The organism is Nocardia sp. XZ_19_369 (genome assembly GCF_015355715.1).
Classification (GTDB): domain Bacteria; phylum Actinomycetota; class Actinomycetes; order Mycobacteriales; family Mycobacteriaceae; genus Nocardia.
Window position 1 is genome coordinate 50,267 of record NZ_JACVED010000016.1, and the last position, 23,433, is coordinate 73,699.

Annotated in this window: 18 protein-coding genes; 6 read left to right on the top strand and 12 right to left on the bottom strand. The window is 64.0% G+C overall.

Going from position 1 to position 23,433, the window contains the following annotated elements; genetic code table 11:
* Window positions 1–77 precede the first annotated feature (77 nt).
* The 4 genes from IBX18_RS40815 (at window position 78) to mobF (ending at window position 9,432) form a co-directional block, all read left to right on the top strand.
* Window positions 78–1,070, top strand: coding sequence for an NADAR family protein (locus IBX18_RS40815; RefSeq protein ID WP_194838770.1), 993 nt, complete (start codon window positions 78–80; stop codon window positions 1,068–1,070).
* Window positions 1,071–1,294: 224 nt separating this feature from the next.
* A complete protein-coding gene (locus tag IBX18_RS40820) occupies window positions 1,295–1,780 on the top strand; it encodes a single-stranded DNA-binding protein (RefSeq protein ID WP_194838771.1) in 486 nt (161 codons plus the stop codon).
* A 346-nt stretch (window positions 1,781–2,126) separates the two neighbouring features.
* The gene (locus IBX18_RS40825) at window positions 2,127–3,380 is read left to right on the top strand and encodes a hypothetical protein (RefSeq protein WP_194838772.1); all 1,254 of its coding nucleotides are present in this window, start codon (window positions 2,127–2,129) and stop codon (window positions 3,378–3,380) included.
* 421 nt (window positions 3,381–3,801) lie between these two features.
* Complete coding sequence (gene mobF / locus IBX18_RS40830; protein ID WP_194838773.1) at window positions 3,802–9,432, top strand: MobF family relaxase; 5,631 nt, start codon at window positions 3,802–3,804, stop codon at window positions 9,430–9,432.
* A gap of 137 nt (window positions 9,433–9,569) precedes the next feature.
* Here mobF and IBX18_RS43570 read toward each other — a convergent pair whose 3' ends face one another.
* Window positions 9,570–9,683 carry a helix-turn-helix domain-containing protein gene (locus IBX18_RS43570; RefSeq protein WP_373889275.1) on the bottom strand — a complete coding sequence of 38 codons (114 nt, stop codon included), beginning with the start codon at window positions 9,681–9,683 and terminating at the stop codon, window positions 9,570–9,572.
* On the bottom strand, window positions 9,670–10,539 hold the full coding sequence (locus tag IBX18_RS40840) for a hypothetical protein (protein ID WP_194838774.1): 870 nt from the start codon (window positions 10,537–10,539) through the stop codon (window positions 9,670–9,672). The genes IBX18_RS43570 and IBX18_RS40840 overlap by 14 nt, the downstream gene beginning before the upstream one ends.
* 1,183 nt (window positions 10,540–11,722) lie before the next feature.
* Here IBX18_RS40840 and IBX18_RS40845 point away from each other — a divergent pair.
* Complete coding sequence (locus IBX18_RS40845; RefSeq protein WP_194838775.1) at window positions 11,723–12,934, top strand: hypothetical protein; 1,212 nt, start codon at window positions 11,723–11,725, stop codon at window positions 12,932–12,934.
* Between the two features lie 352 nt (window positions 12,935–13,286).
* Here the strand turns inward: IBX18_RS40845 and IBX18_RS40850 are convergent, their stop codons facing one another.
* From IBX18_RS40850 to IBX18_RS40860, 3 genes are all read right to left on the bottom strand, one after another.
* A complete protein-coding gene (locus IBX18_RS40850) occupies window positions 13,287–13,604 on the bottom strand; it encodes a hypothetical protein (protein WP_194838776.1) in 318 nt (105 codons plus the stop codon).
* A 108-nt stretch (window positions 13,605–13,712) separates the two neighbouring features.
* Entirely contained in the window at window positions 13,713–14,423 is a 711-nt protein-coding gene (locus tag IBX18_RS40855; RefSeq protein ID WP_194838777.1) for a GIY-YIG nuclease family protein, read from the bottom strand.
* 364 nt (window positions 14,424–14,787) lie between these two features.
* Window positions 14,788–15,777 carry a hypothetical protein gene (locus IBX18_RS40860; RefSeq protein WP_194838778.1) on the bottom strand — a complete coding sequence of 330 codons (990 nt, stop codon included), beginning with the start codon at window positions 15,775–15,777 and terminating at the stop codon, window positions 14,788–14,790.
* A gap of 246 nt (window positions 15,778–16,023) precedes the next feature.
* Here IBX18_RS40860 and eccB point away from each other — a divergent pair, with 246 nt between their 5' ends.
* On the top strand, window positions 16,024–17,505 hold the full coding sequence (gene eccB, locus IBX18_RS40865) for a type VII secretion protein EccB (RefSeq protein ID WP_194838779.1): 1,482 nt from the start codon (window positions 16,024–16,026) through the stop codon (window positions 17,503–17,505).
* 59 nt (window positions 17,506–17,564) lie between these two features.
* On the opposite strand, the gene IBX18_RS40870 is transcribed toward eccB, so the two are convergent.
* From IBX18_RS40870 to IBX18_RS40900, 7 genes are all read right to left on the bottom strand, one after another.
* Window positions 17,565–17,882, bottom strand: a complete 318-nt coding sequence (locus tag IBX18_RS40870) for a hypothetical protein (protein ID WP_194838780.1) — start codon at window positions 17,880–17,882, stop codon at window positions 17,565–17,567.
* A 521-nt stretch (window positions 17,883–18,403) separates the two neighbouring features.
* Window positions 18,404–19,633, bottom strand: coding sequence for an IS256 family transposase (locus tag IBX18_RS40875; RefSeq protein WP_373889276.1), 1,230 nt, complete (start codon window positions 19,631–19,633; stop codon window positions 18,404–18,406).
* Window positions 19,634–20,028: 395 nt separating this feature from the next.
* A complete protein-coding gene (locus tag IBX18_RS40880) occupies window positions 20,029–21,027 on the bottom strand; it encodes a D-alanine--D-alanine ligase (RefSeq protein ID WP_194838782.1) in 999 nt (332 codons plus the stop codon).
* Window positions 21,028–21,478: 451 nt separating this feature from the next.
* Window positions 21,479–21,751: a hypothetical protein gene (locus IBX18_RS40885; protein ID WP_194838783.1), complete on the bottom strand. Its 273-nt coding sequence runs from the start codon at window positions 21,749–21,751 to the stop codon at window positions 21,479–21,481.
* A gap of 2 nt (window positions 21,752–21,753) precedes the next feature.
* A complete protein-coding gene (locus IBX18_RS43575) occupies window positions 21,754–22,029 on the bottom strand; it encodes an HYD1 signature containing ADP-ribosyltransferase family protein (RefSeq protein WP_194838784.1) in 276 nt (91 codons plus the stop codon).
* A 117-nt stretch (window positions 22,030–22,146) separates the two neighbouring features.
* Window positions 22,147–22,455: a hypothetical protein gene (locus IBX18_RS40895; protein ID WP_228542570.1), complete on the bottom strand. Its 309-nt coding sequence runs from the start codon at window positions 22,453–22,455 to the stop codon at window positions 22,147–22,149.
* A 408-nt stretch (window positions 22,456–22,863) separates the two neighbouring features.
* The gene (locus tag IBX18_RS40900) at window positions 22,864–23,427 is read right to left on the bottom strand and encodes a hypothetical protein (protein WP_194838785.1); all 564 of its coding nucleotides are present in this window, start codon (window positions 23,425–23,427) and stop codon (window positions 22,864–22,866) included.
* Window positions 23,428–23,433: the final 6 nt, after the last annotated feature.

Genomic DNA, 23,433 nt, shown 5'->3' on the forward strand with positions numbered 1-23,433 from the left:
GTCGTAGGCAGCAGTGCTCGGCGTGTGACCGATCCCGCCGCAGAGGCAGAACCACACCACGATGAGAGGACCCACCTATGTACACCGAACCCGCCACGCTGGTGATCGATCACTTCCGCGACGCCGATGACTACCTGTCGAACTACAGCGAGTACCCGGTCGAGTACGGCGGACGGCGGTTCGAGACCGCCGCACATGCCTTCGCGGCGGCTCAGTCGGACGCCCCGGGGTGGGCACTGGTCGTGCAGTCCGCGGCAACAGGCCGCGACGCAGAGAACCTTGCGTGGCAGGGGCGCATGCGTGACGACTGGGCCAGCGTGCGAAACGCAGCGATGGTCGACGTCCTCCATAGCAAATTCACCTTCAACCCGGAGCTGGGTGATCAGTTGCTCGCTACCGGTGACGCGTTGCTGATCGACACCAACGACGACGGTGAACAGTACTGGGGTCGCTGCCTCCACGCAGGTCTGCGTGTCCCGGCTGAGATGAACATGCTCGGCCGCACGCTGATGCGGGTCCGGCGCGAGCTGCGCGGTGACCCGAGTGACCGGTGGCCTCGGGTCGCGCTGACCGGGCACCGTGAACATCTCATCCACCCCGCCGACCGTGACTGGGTCCGTGCTGAGCTCGACCGGATCACCGTCAAACTCCGCGACCATCACGACACCGAGATCGCCTCGAGCGGTCTGGCGACCGGCTCCGACTCCTGGTGGGCTGACTCCGCTCTCACTGCCGGGCTCACGCTGTGGGGATATCAGCCCTTCCCTGAGCAGCCCGCCCGCTGGAACGCCGAGCAGCAGAGCGTGCATGCGCGGCTGTGTGAGAGCGCGCAGCGTCTGGTTATGGTCGGCTCCTACCCCGATGTCGGATTCTTCGATACCCGCAATCAGCTGCTGCTCACCGACGCCGACGCCGTTGTCGCGGTACGCGACCCGCGTATCACTCGCGGCGGCACCGCGTCCGCGCTCCAGCGTCACGCCACCGGCATGCCGCTGATCACCGTCAACGTCGAGCAGCACACCACGACTGTCAACTTTCTGCCGCCGACGACCCACCCGCGCCAGTCCTGAGGTCTTGCCTCGACGGATGCTGCGCCGCGTCGCGCTCAGCTAAGACGGCGCAGCACTGCCCAGCTCAGCCTCCAGTGCTGACATCACCACGCGCAGTCACCGTTCGGGACTTTTCCATCGCTGCCATCGGATCGAACGGCACACCGGCACTGCGGGAAAGGGTTCCACGTCCCTGCACCTACCTCGGCACCAAACCTGTTCCTCGACATAGGGAGTGATCACTCATGGCCGGAGACACCGTCATCACCGTCATTGGCAACATCACCCACGCCCCCGAACTGGTCGTTACACCGTCTGGGGCCTCCGTCGTCAATTTCACCGTCGCCTCGACCCCGCGCTACTTCGATCGCGATGCCAACGAGTGGAAGGACGGCCCAGCGTTGTTCATGCGCTGCAACGTCTGGCGCGATCAAGCCGAGCACATCGCGGAATCCCTGACGCGAGGGTCGAGGGTGATCGCCTCGGGTCGGCTCAAGCAACGCAGCTTCGAGACCCGGGAAGGCGAGAAGCGCACGGTCGTCGAGCTCGACGTCGACGAGCTCGGCGCGTCGCTGAGGTATGCGAACGCCAAGATCACCAAAGTCAGCTCGCGTCCAGCGTGGGGCGAAACAACCAACACCACAGCCCGTAGCGGCAACGACGATCCATGGGCCGCATCGGCGTTCCGCGAGCCAGCCTTCGCTGGGGCCACGGACACACCTCCCTTCTGACCTCAGGTGTGCACCTGGCGCTGCCAGGTGCACACCAGGAGTTTCTTCGGGTGGGTAGGGATGCCCGACTGGCCGGGCGGCCAGCCCGAACGAGGGGTACCAGGCCGTCGGCCGACACGGCAGGGCCCGCGCCCGGCACCACCGAATTTCGCTCCCGCCGAGCTGTCAATGCGGCGGTGGGGCACAGAAATTCGGTGGTGCACGCCCCGGCGCGTTCCCTACCGCGCCGACCGCCGCCCTGGTCCAAAGCGCCCTCAGGCTGGCCGCCCGGCCAGTCGACCATCCCCGTGGCAAGTTTCGCGCCGCGTCGGGCTGGTTCCTGTCCGCTCGTACGAAGGGAAATCCGATGACCAGCACACAGCAGTCCTTCCTCGACGCGATCGCCCGTATCGACTGGCACCTCCAGGCCGGTCTCCATGTCGAGGCCCGCGAGCAGTTCGAGCGCGCTCTCACCACCCTCGCCTCCCCCGAGGACCTTCAACGACTCACCGCCTTGGCCGACACCTTCACGAAGAACCACTACGTGACCGCCAAGGCTCGGCTTCGCAGGCTGTGGCGCGACTCTGATCCCGAATTGCGTTCCTGGCTCGACACCTTCGTCACCCGCACCGACCCCGGCTTGCACCGTCCAGTCGAGGACAAGCCCCGATGGATCACCACCATTCCGATCACCGCCGTCGACTGGAAGGTTCGCCGCATGCTCGCCACCGACGATCGACGCCTGCGCATGCGCACGCCCTCTGCCATGACCGAGCTTGCGGCGGAACTCGTCTGGGATACCGACGAACACCGCCAAGCGCTCAAGTCCAAGCGTCGCCCGGTCGCCCGGGATCCTCGTGTAGTCACCGATTACTTCCGTACCCGGTTCCTCGTCGACGCCGACCCCACCAACTCCGACCTCACCCTCAGTCCCACCGACCCCCAGGCCAGCAAGCGCCCCGCCTATCGGCAGGCGATATGGGATCGCCACTACGTCTGCCAGGTAGCCGACCAGGTCCGCGCCGAGCGCGACCTTGCCGGGGCACGCACCGGTAAGAACTTCGACTCTGCCGCGCTTGCGATTGCCCAGGCCCGGACCGGCTTGCGGGTCAGCGACGACGCCCGAGAACCTTTCCAGAGCAATGGCAACGGCCTGGATTACGACCACACCACTCTGCCGAAGTTGCAGGGCTGGGTGTGCGTGTACTGCTTCGGTGAACGCGCGTGCAGCGATCACTTCCGCACCGGTACCGACGGTCGTCGGGTCAGCGACGACGGGCTGTGCCAGCACTGCCGCGACTTCGGACGCCCCGGCATCCCCGGACTCGCAGCAGGTTTCACCCTCGCCGACGAAGTCGCCGCCTACTGCCAGTACCTCACCGACCACTACCCCGCTGCCGCGCCCGCACTGCTCGATCAGCTCCGCGAGCGCTCGACCCGAGTCGTGCGTGGATTGGTCCTCGCCTTCCTCGACCAGCAGCGCACCGGCACGCCGATCACACAGCTGACCCCGGTCGCCCTGCGACGAGATCGGTGCCGCCTCTGCTTCGCTGACGATCAGCTCGTCGACGATCGCAACCTGTGCGACGAATGCCGCCCGCGAATCCTCACCGCTGCCTGATCCACCCCCGGCTCCGCTCCCCAGTGAGCGGATCTCGAGTTCCCGGTCCGTCGCGGTGTGGCTCCTGCGGCGGACCGGGCTACCACTCACGCCGCTTCCCGCGGATGCGCCCTCGTCTGTCACCGCCCTCGTCACGGCTGGGGCACCGCACTACGAGTTCCGGTCACCCATGTGCATCCACCTCAAGCCGCCACCCCTCGCCCACTCCCCCCCGCATTACCACCTCGCACCTGCTCCCTCACCACCACTCTCTTACACCTCCTCTCTTCACCTCACCTCCCTCTCCATCCCTTTTTCATAAGCAGACCTCTTGCATTCAGGGTAACGATTCGATAACGACCAGGGAGTTTGCTCGATTTGATACTAAATAGGGCAAGTCTAACGCCTGGACTAATTCGCGGTTTAAGTGCTTGCTAGATATATGACCGCGACGATTCATAAAGTCGCGGCAGGCAATGGGTATCAATATTATCTCCGTAATGTCGCCGCGAATGATGTGTCCTCTCGTGGCCGTTCCAGCCTTACTGACTACTACTCCGCGCACGGGGAAGCTCCGGGACGCTGGCACGGCTCCGGCCTGGCCGCGTTAGGGCTCCACACCGGTGACGACGTCACCGAAGAACAGATGAAATCGCTGTTCGGACTGGGGCGTCATCCGAACGCCGACGCGATCGAAGCCCGCGTCTACGACGAGCAGATCCGCCTCGGCGCCAAGCACAAAGATGCCGTCCGTGCCGCCGATAAAGCGAGCCGTTTAGGTAACCCGTTCCGGATTTATACCGAGGTTTCCGAGTTCCGAAAACGGTGTTCCGAGGCATACGCTGAACACAATAAAGCGAACGGATGCCACCCAGACGACACCATTCCTGAAGAGGATCGGGCGCGGATTCGGACGCATGTCGCGTTCGATATGTTCACCGACGAGTACGACCGGCCACCGATTGATGCGCGCGAATTGTCGGGGTGGGTAGCCAAGAACTCGCGCCCGAACACCACCGCCGTCGCCGGTTTCGACATCACTTTCTCACCAGTGAAGTCGGTATCGGTGCTGTGGGCCGTAGCGCCACATTCGGTGTCGGAGAAGATCGAGGCCGCCCACCACGCCGCTGTCAAGGATGCGTTGCGGTGGCTCGAGAAGCACGGAATCTTCACCAGGTTGGGCCGTAACGGTGTCCGGCAAGTCGATGTCGAGGGCATCGTCGCTGCGGTGTTCACCCACCGTGATAGTCGCGCGGGTGACCCGGACCTGCACACACACGTGGTGATGGCCAACCGGGTGCGCACGCTCGATGGCAAGTGGCGCACCCTCGACGGCGCGACAATCTATGCCGCGCTGGTGACGGTCTCGGAGATCTACAACACCCGCCTCGAGCATCACCTCGAGCAGATGGTCGGGGTGGAGTTCGCCGAACGCGCCGGCCAGGACCCGTCCAAACGACCAATCCGGGAAATCGTGGGTATCCCAGCAGTGTTGATCACCGCCTGGTCGCGCCGCGATACGGCGATCAGCGCCCGGCTCGGGCAGCTCGCCGCGCAGTTCCAAGCGCGGTTCGGGCGCGAGCCGACGCCGAAGGAAATGTTCGATCTGGCAGAGCGCGCCACGCTGGCAACCCGTCCGGTCAAGCACCTGTTGCGCTCGCTCGCCGAGCAACGCAGCACGTGGCGGGCCGACGCTGAGCAGCTGCTGGGTGGCCGGGAAGCGTTGTCCCACATGGTGAGTGCGGCGCTGAATCCGCTCCGGATTCCCCGGCCGGTGATCACGCCGCAGTGGGTCAGCCGTACCGCCGAGCGCGTGGTCGAGGTCGTTTCCGAGCACCGCGCGACGTGGCAGGTCACCCACTTACGCGCGGAAATCGAACGGCAACTGCGCGGACGCGTGAGCGGTGGGGACTGGGAACGCGTCGCCGAAGAGATTCTGGCCGAGACGATTTCCCCCGCATACGCCGTCGCCTTCGATGATCCAGACCTCACCGATCAACCCGATCTTCGGACGGTGCCGCTGCTGTTGCGGCGCCGCGACGGCACCAGCGTGTACACCTCGGCGCTGACCCAGCGCTACACCTCGGCCGACACCTTGTCGGTGGAGCGGCAGCTGATCGAGATGGCGGTACAGCCCGGCGCACGTCAACTCTCGCCCGAGATCGTCGCCACCGCGGTACGGGAGTACAACAGCGCCAACCCTGATCGGCCACTCAATGCCGGGCAGATCAGCGTGATCGAGGGGTTCGCCACATCGGGTTTGCGGGTGCGCACGACCAACGCACCCGCCGGGTCGGGCAAGACTACGGCGGTGGCGGTGCTCGCCGATGCCTGGCATCGCAGTGGCGGTCAGGTCCTCGGGCTCGCCCCGACCGCGGCCGCGGCGGCGGTGCTGGGTGAGTCGATCCATGTGCGCGTCGAGACCGTCGACAAGGTCCTCGACGTCCTGACCCATCACACACCCGGCCCGGACAACCCAGGCCTCGAGCGCGAGTATCCGCCGCCGTTGCCGCAATGGATCCTCGATATCGACCCCGACACGTTGGTGATCGTAGACGAGCACGTCAAAATCGGCAACCGGAAACGTCTTCGCCTGCTGCGGTTTCTGGCCGATCGGGGCGCGACGATCCGCTGCATCGGTGATCCCCGCCAGCTCGCGGCGATCGAGGCCGGCGGCGCCGATACCGATATGGACGCTGCCGCGCCCGAACCGGCACTGACCTTGAGTCATGTCGTGCGGTTCGACTCCAGCGCCGAAGCCACCGCGAGTTTGCAACTGCGCGAGGGCGATCCGACCGCGCTGGGCTGGTATCTGGACAACGGACGCATCCACTCCGGCCATCAAGGCGCCACACAAGATGACGCGTTCACCGCATGGACCACCGATCACCTCGTCGGTCGCGACACCATCATGCTGGCCGCCAACCACGCCGTGGTTAGCGAGCTCAACGCGCGGGCGCGCGCCGACCGCCTCGCTCGCACCGGTGCCCCGGTAGGTCCGCGGTGCGTCTTGATCGACAACAACGCGGCCTCGGTCGGCGACACTATTCGCACCCGCCACAACGATTCCCGGCTGCGGTTGGGTGCACGAGATTGGGTGCGTAACGGCTACGTCTGGACCGTCACCGCGGTGCACGGGGACGGCAGTATCACCGCCATCCATCAGCGTCCCGGCGGCGAATTCGGCGACAGTGTCTGGCTTCCGGGCGACTATGTGGCCGAGCATGTGCGCCTCGGGTACGCGACAACGATCGATTCCGCGCAGGGAATTACCGCTGACACCTGTCATGTCGCGCTCACCGGAAGCGAGTCGCTCCAACAGCTCTACGTCGCCCTCACCCGCGGAGTCTTCGCCAATGACGTCTACGTGCCGACCGCGTTGGACGGTTCGGAAGCCTCGTTCTGGTCCGAACCGGCCGTGTATCCGCGCACCGCCGTGGAGATTTTGTTGCGCGTTTTCGGTCGAGACGGCACCCAACAATCAGCGCACACCATGCTGCGTGACGCACTCGACCCGCACCGGCGTCTGGCCCGTGCACTCGATATCTACCTCGACGCGATCGGGCTCGCCGCCGAAGACGCCCTCGGCCCCGACGGTCTCGAGCGCCTCGACACCGCCGCAGACGCGCTGATTCCCCACCTCACCGACTACCCCGCCTACCCAGTCCTGCGCCAACACCTGGCCACCCTCACCCTGTCCGGGCGCGACCCGATCACCGCACTACACGATGCCGCTGATGCCCGAGAACTCGACACCGCCGATGACGTTGCCGCCGTGCTGGACTGGCGTCTGGACTCTTCCGGCATGCACTCCGCCGGCCCGGGACCGTTGCCGTGGGCGGCCGGGATACCCGAGGGACTGCGCGCCGAACACGACCACACGCAACTCAGCGGCCGCGCTCACATCGTCATCGACCTCGCCCGCCAGATCCGCACCGACGCCCGCACATGGACACCAGCGACAGCGCCGCGCTGGGCGCGCCCGCTCATCAGCGCCGACCCGCAACTGGTCGAAGAACTCGCCGTGTGGCGCGCCTCGCTGCAGGTCGATGACGCAGACATGCGCCCGACCGGGCGCTCCCGTTACAGCGTGCTCGAACGAGAACACCAACAACTGCTCGACACCCGCGTCACCACCGCGCTCGGTGACCCGCACAACCCGGCCCACAAGTGGGCTCCAGTGGTCGAACGTATCGAAGCCCGTGTCGTGGCCGACCCGTGGTGGCCGATGGTCGCCGACAAGATCGAGGTCGCCGCGCGCGCCGGAATCGATATCGAAACTCGCCTCGCTGAGGCCGCACCCGCGCGTCCGGTGCCCGATGAGATGCCCGCCGCCGCCCTGTGGTCACGCCTGGAACTCGAGCCTTCCGCCCTCGACACCCCTCACGGCCACACCCTGCGCCCGGGCTGGATCACCGACCTGCACACCGTGCTCGGCGAGCCCGCCGGCGACCATGTCATCGCCGACCCCGCCTGGCCGAGCCTGGTCGCCGCGATCGACCGCGGACTCGGCAACGGCTGGACACCCCACGACCTGCTCAGCGCCGCACACGAACTCATCCTCAGCGCCCAACCCGACGGCGCACCCGCACTGCGCCCCGACCAACTCGCCATCGCCCTCGCCTGGCGCATCGACGCCCTCCAACACGAACCCACCCAACCCGCCTACACCCCGGACTCGACCATGAACCCAGACACCAATCCCCCCGACAACCAGCCACCCGCTACAACCCGCCACGACGCCGCCGGACAACCGCCAGCTCGGCCGCCGGTCCCGCCGTCCACCACCAATATCCCAAACGCGCTCTCGGAGCAGGTCGCCACGATCGCGGCGCTACTGGGAACCGGTGATACGCAGGCGGCACGGCGGGCCTTCCGTGACCTCACTCGCGCTCTCGCCGACGACCAACGCGACATCGTCGAACGCGTCGCGACCGTGCTCTACCGGTATCCGTTCATCAACGCAGCCGCCCGATTGCGGTGGGCCGCAAACCGCTACCCCGAACACCGCGACCTCATCACCGCATGCATCCCCACCGACGACCCACACACCTACCGGCCAACACCCATCCATCCCAAACACCGGCCACCACGCGACCACCGCGACGTCGCTGCCCAAGACCACCCCGATCAAATCGACCCCAGCCGAACCCGCCCACTCGCCTCCAGCCCCGAAACCGTTGCCGCGCACCAGCATCAGGACTACCGCGATACCCGCGGCGACGTGGACGACGACCCCAAGAACTGGCCGATACCCCGTGGCGTCGACCATCCCTACTGGGTGGCCAAAGCCCACCGAGACCTCATCCCCCACGGACCCGAATACGCAGAAGGCGAACCCGACTACGACAAACTCACCGTCCGCAGAACCCGAGCCCTGCCGTGTGTGACCTGCGGAATCGGTCGCGCCGTCAACGATGCCATCCCGAAACATCCACGCCGCAGCGACGACGGCTTGTGCGGAGAATGCCGTGACAACCACGAAACCCCCATCCCCGACCACCACCCCGCCGACCACATCCGCGCCCGCTGCGACCACATCGCCGCCACTCATCCCCCTGAAGCCCTTCGCGGCCTGCTAATCCGAGATTGGCATGCCGCCGCAACCCTCGCTGAACGACTCGCCATCAGCGCCTGGGTCGATGCCCACCCGCTGCCTGACCGCCCTAACCTCCAACCAGGCGCAGCCAATGACCTCCTCGCGCGAAATCCGTTGATCAGGCTCACCGATGCCCAACTCCAACGACACATCGATGACTTCGAACTGCGCATTGCTCTGGCAGACGACGACGCAGTCTTCTACGGTCCGGCGCCTGAGTCCCACAGCATCGACACCGATCAATCGCCATACCAAACCAGCGAATCAAGCACCGACAACCCCGAACAGATCACCGAATACCAGCAGCGCATCGATGACCTACGCGCCGAACAACAACGACGTACCCACCTCACCACCGCACAACAAGCCAGTGAACTTCAGCTGCAGCAGCCGCCGAATACCGCCCACGAAAGCTACTTCGAGCTCCCAGACGACCCGGCAACACCTCAACATGACATCGACTTGGGACTGTGAACAGTCCTTCAAGCTGAACTGATCGAGGCTGGTTACCAACGTCCCAAACCAGCGATTCCCAGACAGATCGAGACTGGGACGGCCTGGGCCACCGCCGATCTGTACGGGCTTACCAGCGATTCCCATCTGCCGGACGATCAGATACGGGGACATCGGCAGCCCCGTGCTCGCCGTAGGCGGCGGGCAATACTGCGCAGCGAGCCCCCGGTCGCCGACCCGCGCGAGATCTCTTCTCGTTCAGCCAGACTCAGGCGAAGCCAGCCGCATTCTGCGGGGTCTGTACTCGAGCGGCTTGCCGCATTTGGGGCACGGTTCGTTCGCTTTCACGGATTCCTCGTCATCGCTAGTACCGGGGATGATCCCGACCAGCGATTCGCGGCAGATTGGTCCGTGCTGGCCGACTCGTTGTATCGGCGGGTGCTGGCGAGTCCATCCGACGTAATGCCTGACGGCGATGCCGTCCACGTCGCTGTCGCGCAGTTCGGTCGGCTCTTCGAAGCACGCGAAGTATACGTGCTCGGCATGCTCTCGGCATTCATTCGAGCATCGGGGCCGGGCAGGCGGTGGGACCTCGCTGTAGGCGGGTTCGGGCGCAACCTCCCGGACCGGAAGCTGCGGCAGGTCGGCGACCGGCGCGCCACCCCAGATCTGGTGCGGGTCGGCGCCGCGCACCGACACGTCGGCGATCAAGGCCGCCATCCGTTCCGCGTTCTCAGTGTGGATCTCGAGTAGCGCGGTCCGGTTGAGATATTGGGCTGTCGCCGCGGAAATGCGTTGTTCCCATTCGGCGGCGTCTCCGGTCTTGCACCGGCACATCGAGGCCAACGGCTTACCGTCTCCGTAAGAACCCTCGTAGCCAGCTACTCGGTCTTTGCACCACAGGCACAGCACGCCGCGCTGTTTCCGCTTCGCTGTGCGCGTGGCGGTATCGACGATCATCGCGTGACAGTTCAGGCACAGCATGCACCGCCCGTCGAGCAAGTGCAGCAACTCCTCGAGTTGCCCCGTGGCGAACCGGTACCTGGAGGTACACCTTGCTATTCGCTCCGGATACTGCTCGAAGCAACCTTTGAGACAGGCCCAATGCGGATCGCGGTCTTTAGTCATGTCGTGTCCTACCGTCGCTGCTGGATGCTGCGGTAAGCCCGCCCGAGTGGTGGTCCTGGGCTAGAGAGACGGTATCGCTGGTCAGGTGCGAAGCACCACCACCGGGCACCGTTGCCTGCTCAACCTGTAGCGCAGGATACCTGGGACAACGAGGCGGCCCGGCTTCGCGGCCGATATCGCGCACGAGGCGGTCGATGGAGGCCATGACGAGTCGGGTGTCGCGGCCATCGCGGGAGATAAACAGTGCGCGGTGCCGGCGACCCGAGCTTCGAAGGATAGCGCGGCGCTCGATCATGCAGCGCCGCAATGCCTCTCGGGTGCTCGTGGCAGCACCCTGATCATCGCATCTTCGCGTGGCCGGCGCGCGGCCGCGGCGCACAGCAGGTCACGCTGCTCGTCGTTGTCCAACGTCCGGGGGCTCTTTCGCTGAACGATCGGGCCTGTGCCGTGGTCGGGTCCCGTAAGATCCCGGATCAGAGGAGATCTGCTTTCTTGGGGGCGGCAATGAGGGCAGCATTCCCAGGTGTGGCGGGGGTCGCGATCGGCCGGTTGTGGGACACCCGTTCGGAATCGACACGATGGCGTCGCGACCAGAAGACAGCAAGTTATCAGCGGTTCGCAGAGCAATGGGACGCTATGGGTGCAGCGATTTGGCTCGCCGCGAATTCTCCACATCGGCTCAGCGCGATTGAGAGCGAAGCCGAACATTTCAAAGACGCACGCTGGGTTTCCTGGGAAAACGCTCTCGCCTCCGTTGGCTCCCGACCCCTCCTTGATCGACGCGTAACGGTAGTTGTCTTCGGTCAAAACCCCTCCCTGCGCCGAAAGCCCCTGCAACAGTGGCCTTCCACTATCACCATTCTGACTGGCGGTGCTACAGCGCCGGTGTAGCTATCGGGACCCCCACACCGACGCGCCGGAATGTCGGTGGCTCCGAGGAGACTTCCGGTAGGTCCCGAACAGCAGCAGACCAGGAAGGTGAGGATCGAAAGTGCCAGCCATCGTGTCCATCGATGTCGAGCCGGGTGGTCAGTCGACACCGGTGGGCTACATCGGCATATGCGAGGTCGGCTGTGACGGCGTCGGAACACCTACGCTCATCCGATTCCGTAGTCCGCTATGCCGATACTCCTGGGGGGAATGGGTCGCATCTTGCGAGGACCAACTCGCCGAGATTCACGCTATGCGGTCAGAGACCGAACGAGAGCACCTTCAGAGCCGGTGGGATATCAGCGACGACATCGAACAGCACACCCGACTGTTCGGATTCTCGCCCCTGCCAGACCCCTTCGACCAAGCCGAGTACCGACGCCCCGAGCCCGCCACGTTCAGTCACGTCTGGGCTGAACTCGCTCCGCGGCTCGACGGACGAATCCTCACCGCCTACAACGCCGCATACGACAAGGCCGCACTCGACTCTTTGCTGCAACCCACCTACCCCCACGGCCTGAACACCAACTGCAGATGGATCGATGGACTTGCAGTCGCACGCCACTACAAATTTTGGCAAGGCCGCTACGACTCACCGACCGAGAAGCTGTGGCGCGAGTTGTTCGAGTGGGACAGATACAGCGATGACATGGAGGACCTCCCGTACGCCTACGACCTCCTCCTCCACAACTGGATTGACAAGTATCTCGAACCCCGGGGCCAACAAGAGCTTGAGCGACCCTGGTACGGAACGGCCGTTGAATGTCGGGGAGAGCGCCTTCAAGACGTCGCCCTGCGGCTAGAGCTGTTCACTGGCGACCAAGCGCGGCTGCGCGCCCTTGCACACCGAGACTGGGGCATCGGAAACAAGGCACTGCTGCGCAACGCCGCCGAGGACGCCTGGGCCAACGCAGAAATCATCGCCGCAGCACTGCGTGCTGAATCCCTGCCCGCCACCACCGAAGGCATCGACATACTGAACGCCGTCATCGTCGACCCCGACCCCACCATCTACCCGGCCCACCAACCTCACCTGGCAGCGATTGAGCCGATCGACCCCCGCTGCGCACAATTCCTGACCACCCGCGCACAGGCTCAAATCGATCGCTGCATCCGCCGCATCTGCGGAATCCAGCTCACCCCAGAGCAATGGACCGAGGTCTACGAGGTATGGGAAGCTGCGGCCCGCTGGCAGCTGAGACTGGTCGGTATCAGCGAAGCCGAACGCCCACACGCGTTGGCGACCGAAGCCGAACGGTTAATCCAGGCATCCCGCTCCGCGCTCGTCTGCCATCAACGCGGAAAAGTCTACGCAAATGCCCTGTCTAACTGGCTCGAAGCGAACCGGAAACAGCTCGCCTTCCAAAGGTGCACCACTGAAGAGATCGACGTCGAGATCAGCCGACTCCACGACGAGGAAGAACAAGATCGCGTCCAACGACGCCGCAGGACGCACAAACGCTGATCACCGCGGCGACGACTTCGGCGGCATGTTCGTGTGGCTGTGGCGCACCGATCATAACGAGGCCATGGACCACCTCGAGCGATACATCCGGTTGATCCGCGCCCGGGCCGCAGGATTCAGCCCCTCAAGAAGTACTGACCACGATGCTGTTTACGGCCAACCTCACCGACGAGGAGTACCTCGCCATCAGAGACCGCGCACGCAAGGAACTGGCCGAGCGATTCCCGGACGAGTAGCCATCGGACCGGGCCCGGAACGCGGCGGCGAACTAGTCACAGCCACAAGCGAATTAGCTAAGCCGGGCTTTCCAGATCAGTACAGCGTATCGTCAGCACCGGGTATCGGGACTCGCTCACTGTCCACCGCGGAGTTGCTCGCACAGTCGCCGCTCGGCTTTCTTGAGCAGTGCGCGGCCATGGCCGTGAGCGGCAAGGTAGTCGGCGGTGGTGGGCTCGGTGCCCGCACCGGTCCGGAATTGTGCCGCGTATTCGGCCTGTTCGGAGAGCTCCCGCTCGACCTCGCCTTCCAGGAGGTGGACAGCGTCCTCCGCGCGAACGGTGCCAGCTTCGGCGGTATGGGCTCGCTCCCATTCACCGGCCGCGCGGGCGGCCTTGGCCAGCGACCGCGAGCGGCAGCCGCGGCGATCCCTTCCGACAGATTCCCCCGCCAACTCCCCGGATCCGGGCCAGCAGCGCGTCGTCGACGGAAATCGTTGCCGTCGCCAGGCCCGACAACGATAGGCAGCGTGCCACGCGCCGTGGCCCGAACCAGACACCGCTCAGTCGACGATGGTGAATTTCCTGGTGTGCCGGATCTCCTGGAAGCTCTCATAGTCGTTCTCGCGTCCCGATGCTTTCAGCAGGGCCTTGAACGTCTCGGCGTTCAACTTCGGCTCCAGCGACTTTTCGTACAGCTCCGGCTCCCGGGCTTCGACGAGGTCGGGGTTGATGCGGCGGCTCTTGACGCCCGTGTCCCAGGTGGCGACTCCCTCGATGCCGGTGGCGGTGCCGATGGCGAGTTTGAGTTCGGTCTCCACCCGTGCCCGCGCCGCGGCGACCCGGTCGTATTCCTGCTTCGCCCGCGCCTCCTCGTCGGACAGCTCGATCCACTGACCCCGCAGCGCGAGAGTCCGCGCGTCGCTGGGCAACACGGCCGGGTCCGGTTCGAGGGCTTCGAGTTCCTCGGCCCGCCGCTGCTTGGGCAACTCCTCGACCAACCAGACACGGCACTCTGAAAACAATTGCGCGGCTTCGGTTTCAGTGAGGTGATAGATCTCGGTTCCCCCCTCCGTGCTGCGCCGGTGCCCCCACGTGTCCTTGATGCGCTTCTCGAGCGCCTTGTACTCGTCGGTGTCGATGGCATCGAACAACGACAACGGCTCCGGGCACGAGGTTTGCAGCGAAGGTCTGCGTTTCTCGGGCGTCATGCTGGTCTGGCCGATCTTGAACTTCGCCAGCAACCCGAGGCGAAAAGCGTAGACATATCCCATTTGCGATGAATCCTTTACGTCGGTGAACTTTCGGGCGACGAACGTCTGATCCGGTACCAGACGCTCCCACGCCCCACCGACAGGTTTCGCCCACAGAATGTGTCCTTTTCGCAGGTAGAGCGGTCGGTTTGCTTTCGACTTGGCACCGGGGGTCAGTCACCGTCGCTCGATGCGATCGCGCGAAGCGGCCCCGCGTGTCGCCTGCTGAAGATCACTACCTGAAGTGTTTACCGTGAAGCGGCGCGAAGCTGATCGAGGGTGGTTTTGTCCGGCCAATGACGCACCTCGAAGCGGGTCGGGCTCAGACCGGGCAGTGGTACCAAGCCCATGAGCTCGACCACGATGTCGGATTGCACCGTGCAGATCAGTTCGATGTCGTCGGCTGACTCGCCGCGAACGAAGTGGACGTAGCCAGTCTGGGTAGAAGGTATTCCACGCCCTCACCCCAGACCGTGGTAGTGATCGGCCCATCCGGTGACGTTTCGTAGACGACAGCGGCGACGTAGGCCGGGGCCACGTCACTCCGCGGCAGAATTTTGAGATCGGTGTCGACTTTATCTGTCAGGCAACGGGTTTGGTGACCGTACTCGGTGACCGCTAGTCCGCATCGGGCACGTAAGGCCGACTGTCGAGCGGGGTGTGCGTCGAGCTGATCCAAAGGCACGACCCGCCCTGCTTCATCGATGGTGTAGCCCTGGGGCGAGATGGGCCGCACAGCATCGCTGTATTGCTGCTCGACCATTTCGAACACCTGCTCGAGCAGGACTGCATCATCGGGCACCACCAGCAACGTGTCGTTATCTGGGATGAAGGCCACCGGCGGGCATCCGCCGGCTCCGTAACCAGCCAACCAGCCCGGAACCAGCAGCCGTGATCCGAAGTAGGAATCGCCGTCGTCGACGAACCGGATGAGCTTCCCGTCGACGAGCCGCCCCGCTTCATGTGTTAGTCCGGTCAGATTTTCTCTCGCCTTGTCGAAGACCAGCGTGGGTTCCACACCCCCCTCACGCGCCATATCCACACTGACCACCGCCCGATTGAACGGCAGATCCACCACGACTACCTCGTCGATGAACGGGAACGCCGGCCGCGCCACCATCTGAGCACTCGGTATCGAGTCGCCTAATCCGAAAGTGACCGGGCGCGGCACCGGCCGTTGCGACCCACGCACAGCCTCCCACTGTTCAGGCACCGAATGTGTGCTCAGTACCGAGGCGACGAACCTGGCGATCCTGGCCTCACGCTCCTGGTCCGATACCTCGCAGCACTCCTGAAAGAGGTTGCCCAGGTATGTAACCCATCCGTCGGATCGTCGAAAGGAAAACCTGTCGGGCAGGTACTCGATATCGGTCACACCATGGGCTCCGCCCAACGATGGGCGGCCGACACCCTCAGGCGGCGTGAACCGCCAATGACGAGTACTCGTGGCGGGGCGGAGCAACGCGCAAGCATCGGCTGGCGAGGGCATGTGGTGGGTGCTACCGAGACTCTGGCTCGTGCGGCTTGCCGAATGCAACCATGTTGGTCACTGTTTCGCCCGAGGCGGGCAGCAGCTTGTAGGGTTGGTCCGCAAGTTGAACACTGTCGCTGGGGGAAACCGATGCCTTCAAAACCCACCACCCGCTGGCAGGTGAGCGGCTACCGCTTCCTGGTTCGCCGGATGGAACACGCCCTGGTCCGCCGAGATGTGCGGATGCTGCACGACCCGATGCGCTCGCAATCGCGCGCATACGCCGCCGGACTGGTCCTGGCGCTGGTCGTGTTGGCAGGCTGCGGCATCCTGGCGATCCTGCGCCCGCAGAGCAAGATCGGGGAGCACAAGATCCTGATCGGCAAGGAATCCGGGGCCGTCTACGTGATGATCGACGACGTCGCATACCCCACGCTGAACCTGGCCTCGGCCCGGCTCGCAGCGGGCAGCGCGGCCAAGCCGGCGATCGTCAAGGAGACCGAGCTCGGCAAGCGACCGCGTGGTCAGCTGATCGGCATTCCCGGCGCGCCCGGCGTGCTGAATATCGACAAGGCAGGTAAGGGGCGCGAGTGGACGGTCTGCGACGCGATGCAGATCGACGGCAGCAACAAAATCACCACGTCGGTGCTCATCGACGACCTGGATCTGGGCGAGAAGGCCGGACCGATGCCTGCGGGCAAAGCCCTTCTGGTCCAGGGCAAGTCCGCGACGTACCTGGTGTACGACAACAAGCGCGCCCGGGTCGACACCACGAACAACGCGGTGATGGACGCACTCCGGATCCGCGGTTCGGTGCCGCGTCCGATCAGCGAGGGCCTGATCAACTCCATTCCCGAGGTGCTGCCCATCGCGCCGCCGCGCATCGACGATCCGGGCGGTACGCCCATATACCCGGTGGGTGACCACAAGGTCGGCGAGGTGGTCCAGGAATCCGGCAGTCAGCAGAACTACCTGGTGCTGCGCGACACGCTGGAGCCGATCTCACCGTTCACCGCCGATATCGTCCGCAACTCCAACCCCGGGGCCACCCGCAGCCCGATGATCACCCCGTACGAGAAGAGCTCGGCGAAGGTCGCGAAAACGCTTCCGGTGCAGGATTATCCGGAAACCGCGCCGACGCTGATACCGGCCAGTGACCGGCGGGTGACCTGCATGTCGTGGAAGCCGATCACGGCGGCACCCCGCGAAGGCGGCGGTATCCGTGCCGAGCTGGCGGTGATCAACGGCGTCGATCTGCCGATGCCGAGCAACGCCAAGCTGGTTGCGTTGGCGCAGGCCGACGGCGACGGCCCGAACCTGGACTCGGTGTATTTCAAGCCGGGTTCCGGCGCGTTCGTGCAAACCACCGGCATCGAACGCGACAGTCAGCGGCGCGACAGCTACTTCTACGTCTCCGACACCGGCGTCCGCTATGGCATCAAGAACGACATGGCCGTGAAAGCGCTTGGTATGGACAAGGAGTCGGGCGTGACAGCGGAACTCGCGCCGTGGCCGATCGTCGGAATGCTCGCGGGCGGCCCGACGCTGGGCCGCGAAGAGGCGATGGTCGCCCACGACGGCGTCGCCCCGGACCCGTCCCCGGCCAAGCAACTGGTGGCCGAGCCGAAGTGACCGGTCCGACTGTGGCCCGGCGCACTCGCCGGGCCACAGTCTTTACGGGCGTGGCCTCATCACGGACGAGAAGCGCCGCCCAAATAGCCCGCAGGGTTATGCCACGGCGTCAATTGATTCTCGTTCTTCCACTCGCACTGAGCGAAGGTCTCTCTCCAGCCCTTCGCGAGCATGCCCATACGCCACTGTTGACAATCGGAGTACTCCCTCCATATGCAGATGATCGAGAAGCCGTTGTCGTCGCAGGCCAGCGGTGCAGGCGGGTTGATCGCAGACGCAGTACCCGCGTTGGTCGCGCCGCCGAGCGCGACGAGGGCACTGGTTACGGCCACGACCGCCGCGGCACCTACCAGCGAGCGAAAACGATAGGTAGACATAGATTCTCCTCTTCATCAGGTTCTAGCAGAGCAATCGAAACGACCGACTCACCAACGACGCCTCGGTCCTCCCCGCAATGAGTGGTCATGATCTTTGACGTCGCCAGCCTGCGCACGGTTCCATCACGCGACCATAAATCCAGGGACAGCGTCCGCGACCGCGCCCCCACCGAGATTCGTGTACGGTTCACACTCGCCGACGACTGGATCGATGTTCGTCGGCAACTGGACCCGCATCCCGTGCGGAGACCGGCCCCAGGCCATCCTTGACATCACCCATTCGGCGACGCGGGCACGAAACTACCCCAACCGCTCCGAGCCGAGCCCCCTCTGCGGCGGGCCTAGCCCTGGAGCCCGGAACCGAATAACCCGTCAGCCGAGACCAACTGCGCACCGATTCCGCGCGCCGCATGCTCGGGATCCAATCGAATACGCCGAGATCGCTCAGCCTCGGCAGGCGTCACGCAGGGCCGCTGCCCGCGGGAGTGTCTGATTAACGGTGGATCTGGTCCCGGTGTTGGTTAGTTGCCGGTCGGGGTGATCCGGCCTTCGAAGGTGATGGCGAACGCGTTCAACGCGGGTTTCCACCTCATCGCCCATCGTGCCTTGCCATACCCGGTGGGGTCCAGGGATCGGGTCACCAGATACAGGCATTTCAACGCGGCCTGCTCGGTCGGGAAGTGCCCACGTGCCTTTATCGCACGTCGATATCGGGCGTTGAGCGACTCGATTGCGTTGGTAGAGCAGATAACGCGCCGGATCTCGACGTCGTAGTCGAGGAACGGCACGAACTCGGGCCAGGCGTTGTCCCACAAGGGCACGATCGCCGGATACCGTGGCCCCCATTTCGCGGCGAACTCACCGAAGCGTTCGGTGGCCGCGGCCTCGGTCGGCGCGGTATAGACCGGCTTGAGGTCTTTGCTCATCTCGTCCCAATACTGACGTGACGCATACCGGAATGTGTTGCGTATCAAGTGGATTACACATGTTTGGACGATCGCGAGTTCCCAGACGGTGTTGATCGCTTCCGGTAACCCCTTGAGCCCGTCACAGACCGCGATACACACATCGGCGACACCGCGGTTCTTGATCTCGGTCAACACCGCCAGCCAGAACTTCGCGCCCTCGCCACCGTCGCCGGCCCAGAGCCCGAGGATGTCGCGTTCACCGTTGACGGTGACCCCGATGACCACATAGACCGGCCGGTTCGCGACCTGGCCGTCGCGGATCTTGACGTGGATGGCGTCGATGAAGATCACCGGATACACCCGCTCCAGCGGCCGGTTACACCAGTCGGTCATCTCACCGACGACCTTGTCGGTGATCTTGGAGACGGTGTCTTTCGACACCGACGCCCCATAGATCTCATCGAAATGCGCCGAGATCTCCCCGGTGGTCAAACCCTTGGCCGTCAACGACAACACGATCTCATCGACCCCGCTCAACCGCCGCTGCCGCTTCTTGACGATCCGCGGCTCGAACGACGAATCGGTGTCACGCGGCACATCGATCTCCACCGGACCGATCTCAGTGAGCACTTTCTTCGACCGAGACCCGTTGCGGGAGTTAGGGGTTCCCCGCCCAGCCGGGTCGTGCTTCTCATAACCGACATGCTCGGTCATCTCCGCCTCCAAGGCGGTTTCGAGCACGGTCTTGGTCAGCTGGTTCAACAACCCACCCGGGCCCACCAGATCGACACCCTGCTCCTTGGCCTGCGCTAGCAACGCCTCGGCCAGCTTCTTCGGATCCATCGCCTCAGCCACGGACTCGATGATCTCTGACATCAGTAAATCCTTCCCACCGAACCATCAGGTTCGACAAGTCAGACCGAGATCAGATCCACCGACTATCTGACAGTCCCCTGCCCGCTTCTGAGGGCAGCGGAGTGTCGGTGTTGGCGAAACGCCGTGTAGATCGCTTGTCGTACCTGAGGTTTCGCCGAATCGGTGCCTGTGGAGGATATCGGTGGTTTGAATGTCCAGCGATGAAGATGACGGTGCCACGGTGGGCGAACTTGTGCGATCGGGTTGAGCGTGCGGCGATCGCGTCGGTGCCTGATGCGGTTGATGGTCTGGTGTTGGAACCGAATCGCCGCTACCGGAAACCGCCTGAATGCGCACACGAAGACCTGTAGTTGCCGTATGGGCTAGCGCATAGCATCGAGGCAGATACGTTCGCACAGCTCGGCGAATCCGATTCCTACCGCGGCAGCAGAGCGAGGTAGGAGGCTTGTCGAGGTCATCCCGGGCAGACTGTTGGCCTCGAGACACCAGATGTTGCCGGCGATGTCCATGCGGAAGTCGCTGCGGCTGTAGGACTTCAGCTTCAATGTCGTGTGCGCGGCGAGGGCGAGTCGATGCATCTCTTCGGCCTGATCCGGTGGTAGGTCGGCGGGAAAGATCTTCTGCGCACCTCCAGCCTGATACTTGTCGGTGTAGTCGAACACATCGGTGGATCTGGGGATGATCTCGCCGACTGCCAGCGGCTGGTCTTCCAGTACGCCGACGACGAACTCGCGGCCGGGGACGAACTGTTCGACCATGACTTCGTCGTCGTAGCCGCGAGCTGTTTTGACCGCGTCCTCGAAGTCGGCTGGTTCCTTGACCACGGTCAGGCCGATCGAGGATCCCTCCGAGCTCGGTTTGACCACGACCGGGAATCCGAGGCGGTCGCTATCGAAGCCTGCGTCGGTGGGATCGGCAATGAACCAATCCGGTGTCAGTATGCCCGCGGTCCGAAACAGTTGTTTGGATATGTTCTTGTTCATCGCGACTGCGCTGGCCAGCAGACCACTGCCGGTGTACGGGATGCCAGCAATGTCGAGCAGGCCCTGGATCGTGCCGTTCTCCCCGGTACCGCCGTGCAGAGCCAGGAACACAACATCTGCGGCACGCAGCCCATCGGGGTCCATGACGAGCTGCATGGTGCGATCACGACTGGGGATCGTGGCGCGGTCAGGTTCGTTCTCGGAAATCTGGGCGACGAGCAGGGCCTGCTCCTGCTCGGGACCGAGGCGACCGGCAGTGGTATCGAACGCCATCACTTCATGCCCGCGATCACGCAACGCACGGAACACCTGGCCCGCCGTCGTAATCGAAACATCCCGCTCGCTGGCGGTCCCGCCCAACAACACCGCAACGCGCATCAGCCCCGCCTCCGCTCAGTGAAGCAGGAACCCTAACACGGGCAGGACCCCGCGGCGGAGACAGAAGAAATGGAGCCTTAAAGCACAGCGACCAGTGAAAACTCAAACCTGCCAGTGACAGATAGAACCTGTCCCCCGTTCTCGACGAGCACCGCCAGTGGGATTGGACGAGTGTCTGCAGGATCCTCCACCACCAAACCTGGGCGCGACGGCTACAGCGGCCACGCGGCCTCCCCGCCAGCCGGATCCGTCACCGCAACATCAGCGTGCGTTCCGAGAAACGCATCCCCCGCACCGTCGGCACACGGCCGCGGTTCTCACAGCGCTGACCAGTCTCCGGCATGTGCACGTCTGATCCCGAGATCGATCTGATGTAGTTGGCGGTCGCTGGATCTTCTTGGCGCATCCCTTAAGCCGACCCTGTGTGGCTCGCCCGCCGGTGACGCATCGTCTACTGCGCTCTGGACCACTCGGTCTCGAACTCGTCTCGTGCTATCTCTGCAGCATCGAATTCGGGGTGGCTGGCGATCTCGTCTACCGGGGCGATCGGTATTTCCGCGAGTCCGGCGGTGGCTGTTTCGTGGTTTTCGTCGGCCCATTCGCGGTGTCCGTCGCGGTAGATCTGGACGCGACGTGTTTCGTAGTTGTCGTCGCCGACTTCGTGGAGGTAGTAGAGCGGTTCGTCGTCGAAGTTGTGGTGCCAGATGACTTTCACGTATCTCATGGTCAGTTCCTTCCCGATCGAACGATTCGCCCTGTGAGATCGAGGGGTTCGGTGTTGGGGACGACGAAGACGCCGGGTCTTCCTTGGACGACGGTGAGTCCGGTGACGTCGATTTCCAGGAAGTGGGAGAACTTGGCCCCGGCCCAGGGTACGCGCAGGAACGCGGCTGATAGCTGGGCTGGTGTTCGGGTGCCTGGTTCGATGTCGGGGGACTGCCCCTGGTTTGGTTGAGTCAACCGAACTCGGGGCAGTCCCCAACGCCAACAACGAAAAACCACGCCCCGTCGCCGCGGTCTCCTTCACCCCCAACTCCGACAACTCCCCGATGATCCCGTTGATCCCCTCAGCAGCCTTCACCAGAACCTGCGGATCAACTTCCAGCCTCTCACCCACCACTACCCCACCCCGCTCCGCACGGACAGCTCCGGAGGAAATGCCATCGGCGCCGCACCACCGATATCTACCGCCACACCGGTCGGGCGAACGCACTGCGCTGTGAAGTCATCGACGATCTGCCGACCCAGGATCGTGTGAAAGCGGTACTCGCGCTCGGGCTGGACGCCGCGCGCGGTCATGTAGCGGGCAAACTCCTCCACGCTAGTAAGCGCGCATACCCAGTCGACACCACCGAGCTCGCTGACACACAACCGTCCATCCTCAGTCAACGCCACCAAGAGAACGGCTTGCTCGAAGGTCTCGCGCAAGGTGTTGGGCTGTCCGAAGCCTGAGTAGAAGGCGGCGATCTCTGAACGCAGCGCTGCACAAGCTTGATTGATCCCTCACCATGACCAGCCCTCTCGGGTGCCCCATCCGACCAGCCTTCCACACCGCCTACCCATTCCGGCCCGTCACGAACAGATCGCCGACAGACCTTCGGAGCTCGTCGCAGCCACGCCTACGAACTATAAGACGCACACCAGACTCCGCCGGTTCCGCCAGCAGACTTCCACCCCTGCACAACCGCCCCACGAGCAGGGTCTTCTACAAGAATGCAGCGTTGATCATTACTGCCGACATCGTGCGCCGCATCCTGTGGGGCCGCTGCGTAGTTGGTAGTAGTCCCTGTCGCGTGGCAGCAAGGGGAGTAATCGGATCGACCGCCCCCTGTCCGCCTAGTTCGCCTCAGGCTTCGCTGCCAAGCCTTTTCGGAGTCTGATGTCTTGGAGGAGCCCCCATCCGAATCTCAACCAGTACCACTGATCACTAGCGGTATCTCGGGCATGGTAAGTGGTGTAGCTGCCCCAGTCTTCTGTACGTGTTATCTGATCGAAGTTGCCTACCAAATCTCTCTCGGTGAAGTCCCATGGGGTTGCACCGGTTTCGGGACCGCGACCAGCGAATCTTACGAATTCAGAATGCGACAGCACCTTTCCCGAAAGGTCGAAGGTTGCCACGAAGTCGAATTCTGGCCAGAGGGGAAGATTGTATGCATAAACCTTGTGATCGGAGCGGGCTGGGGCACTCACGCAGACCTCACTCAGCATCGTCACAATCTTCTCCGCCGAACCTCCCAGCGAAAGCCAGGTCGCTTTTTGAATGTTTTCCAGGCTCGCATCCATGTCGTCGATCGAGCACCCCATTTCAGCCAAGGCGGTCGTCAGTAAAGATTCAGGCGGGTCCATTGTCTTCAACAGATATAGTTGAAAATCTTTTACTCCGAAGCCATCCGAGGACACTGAGTT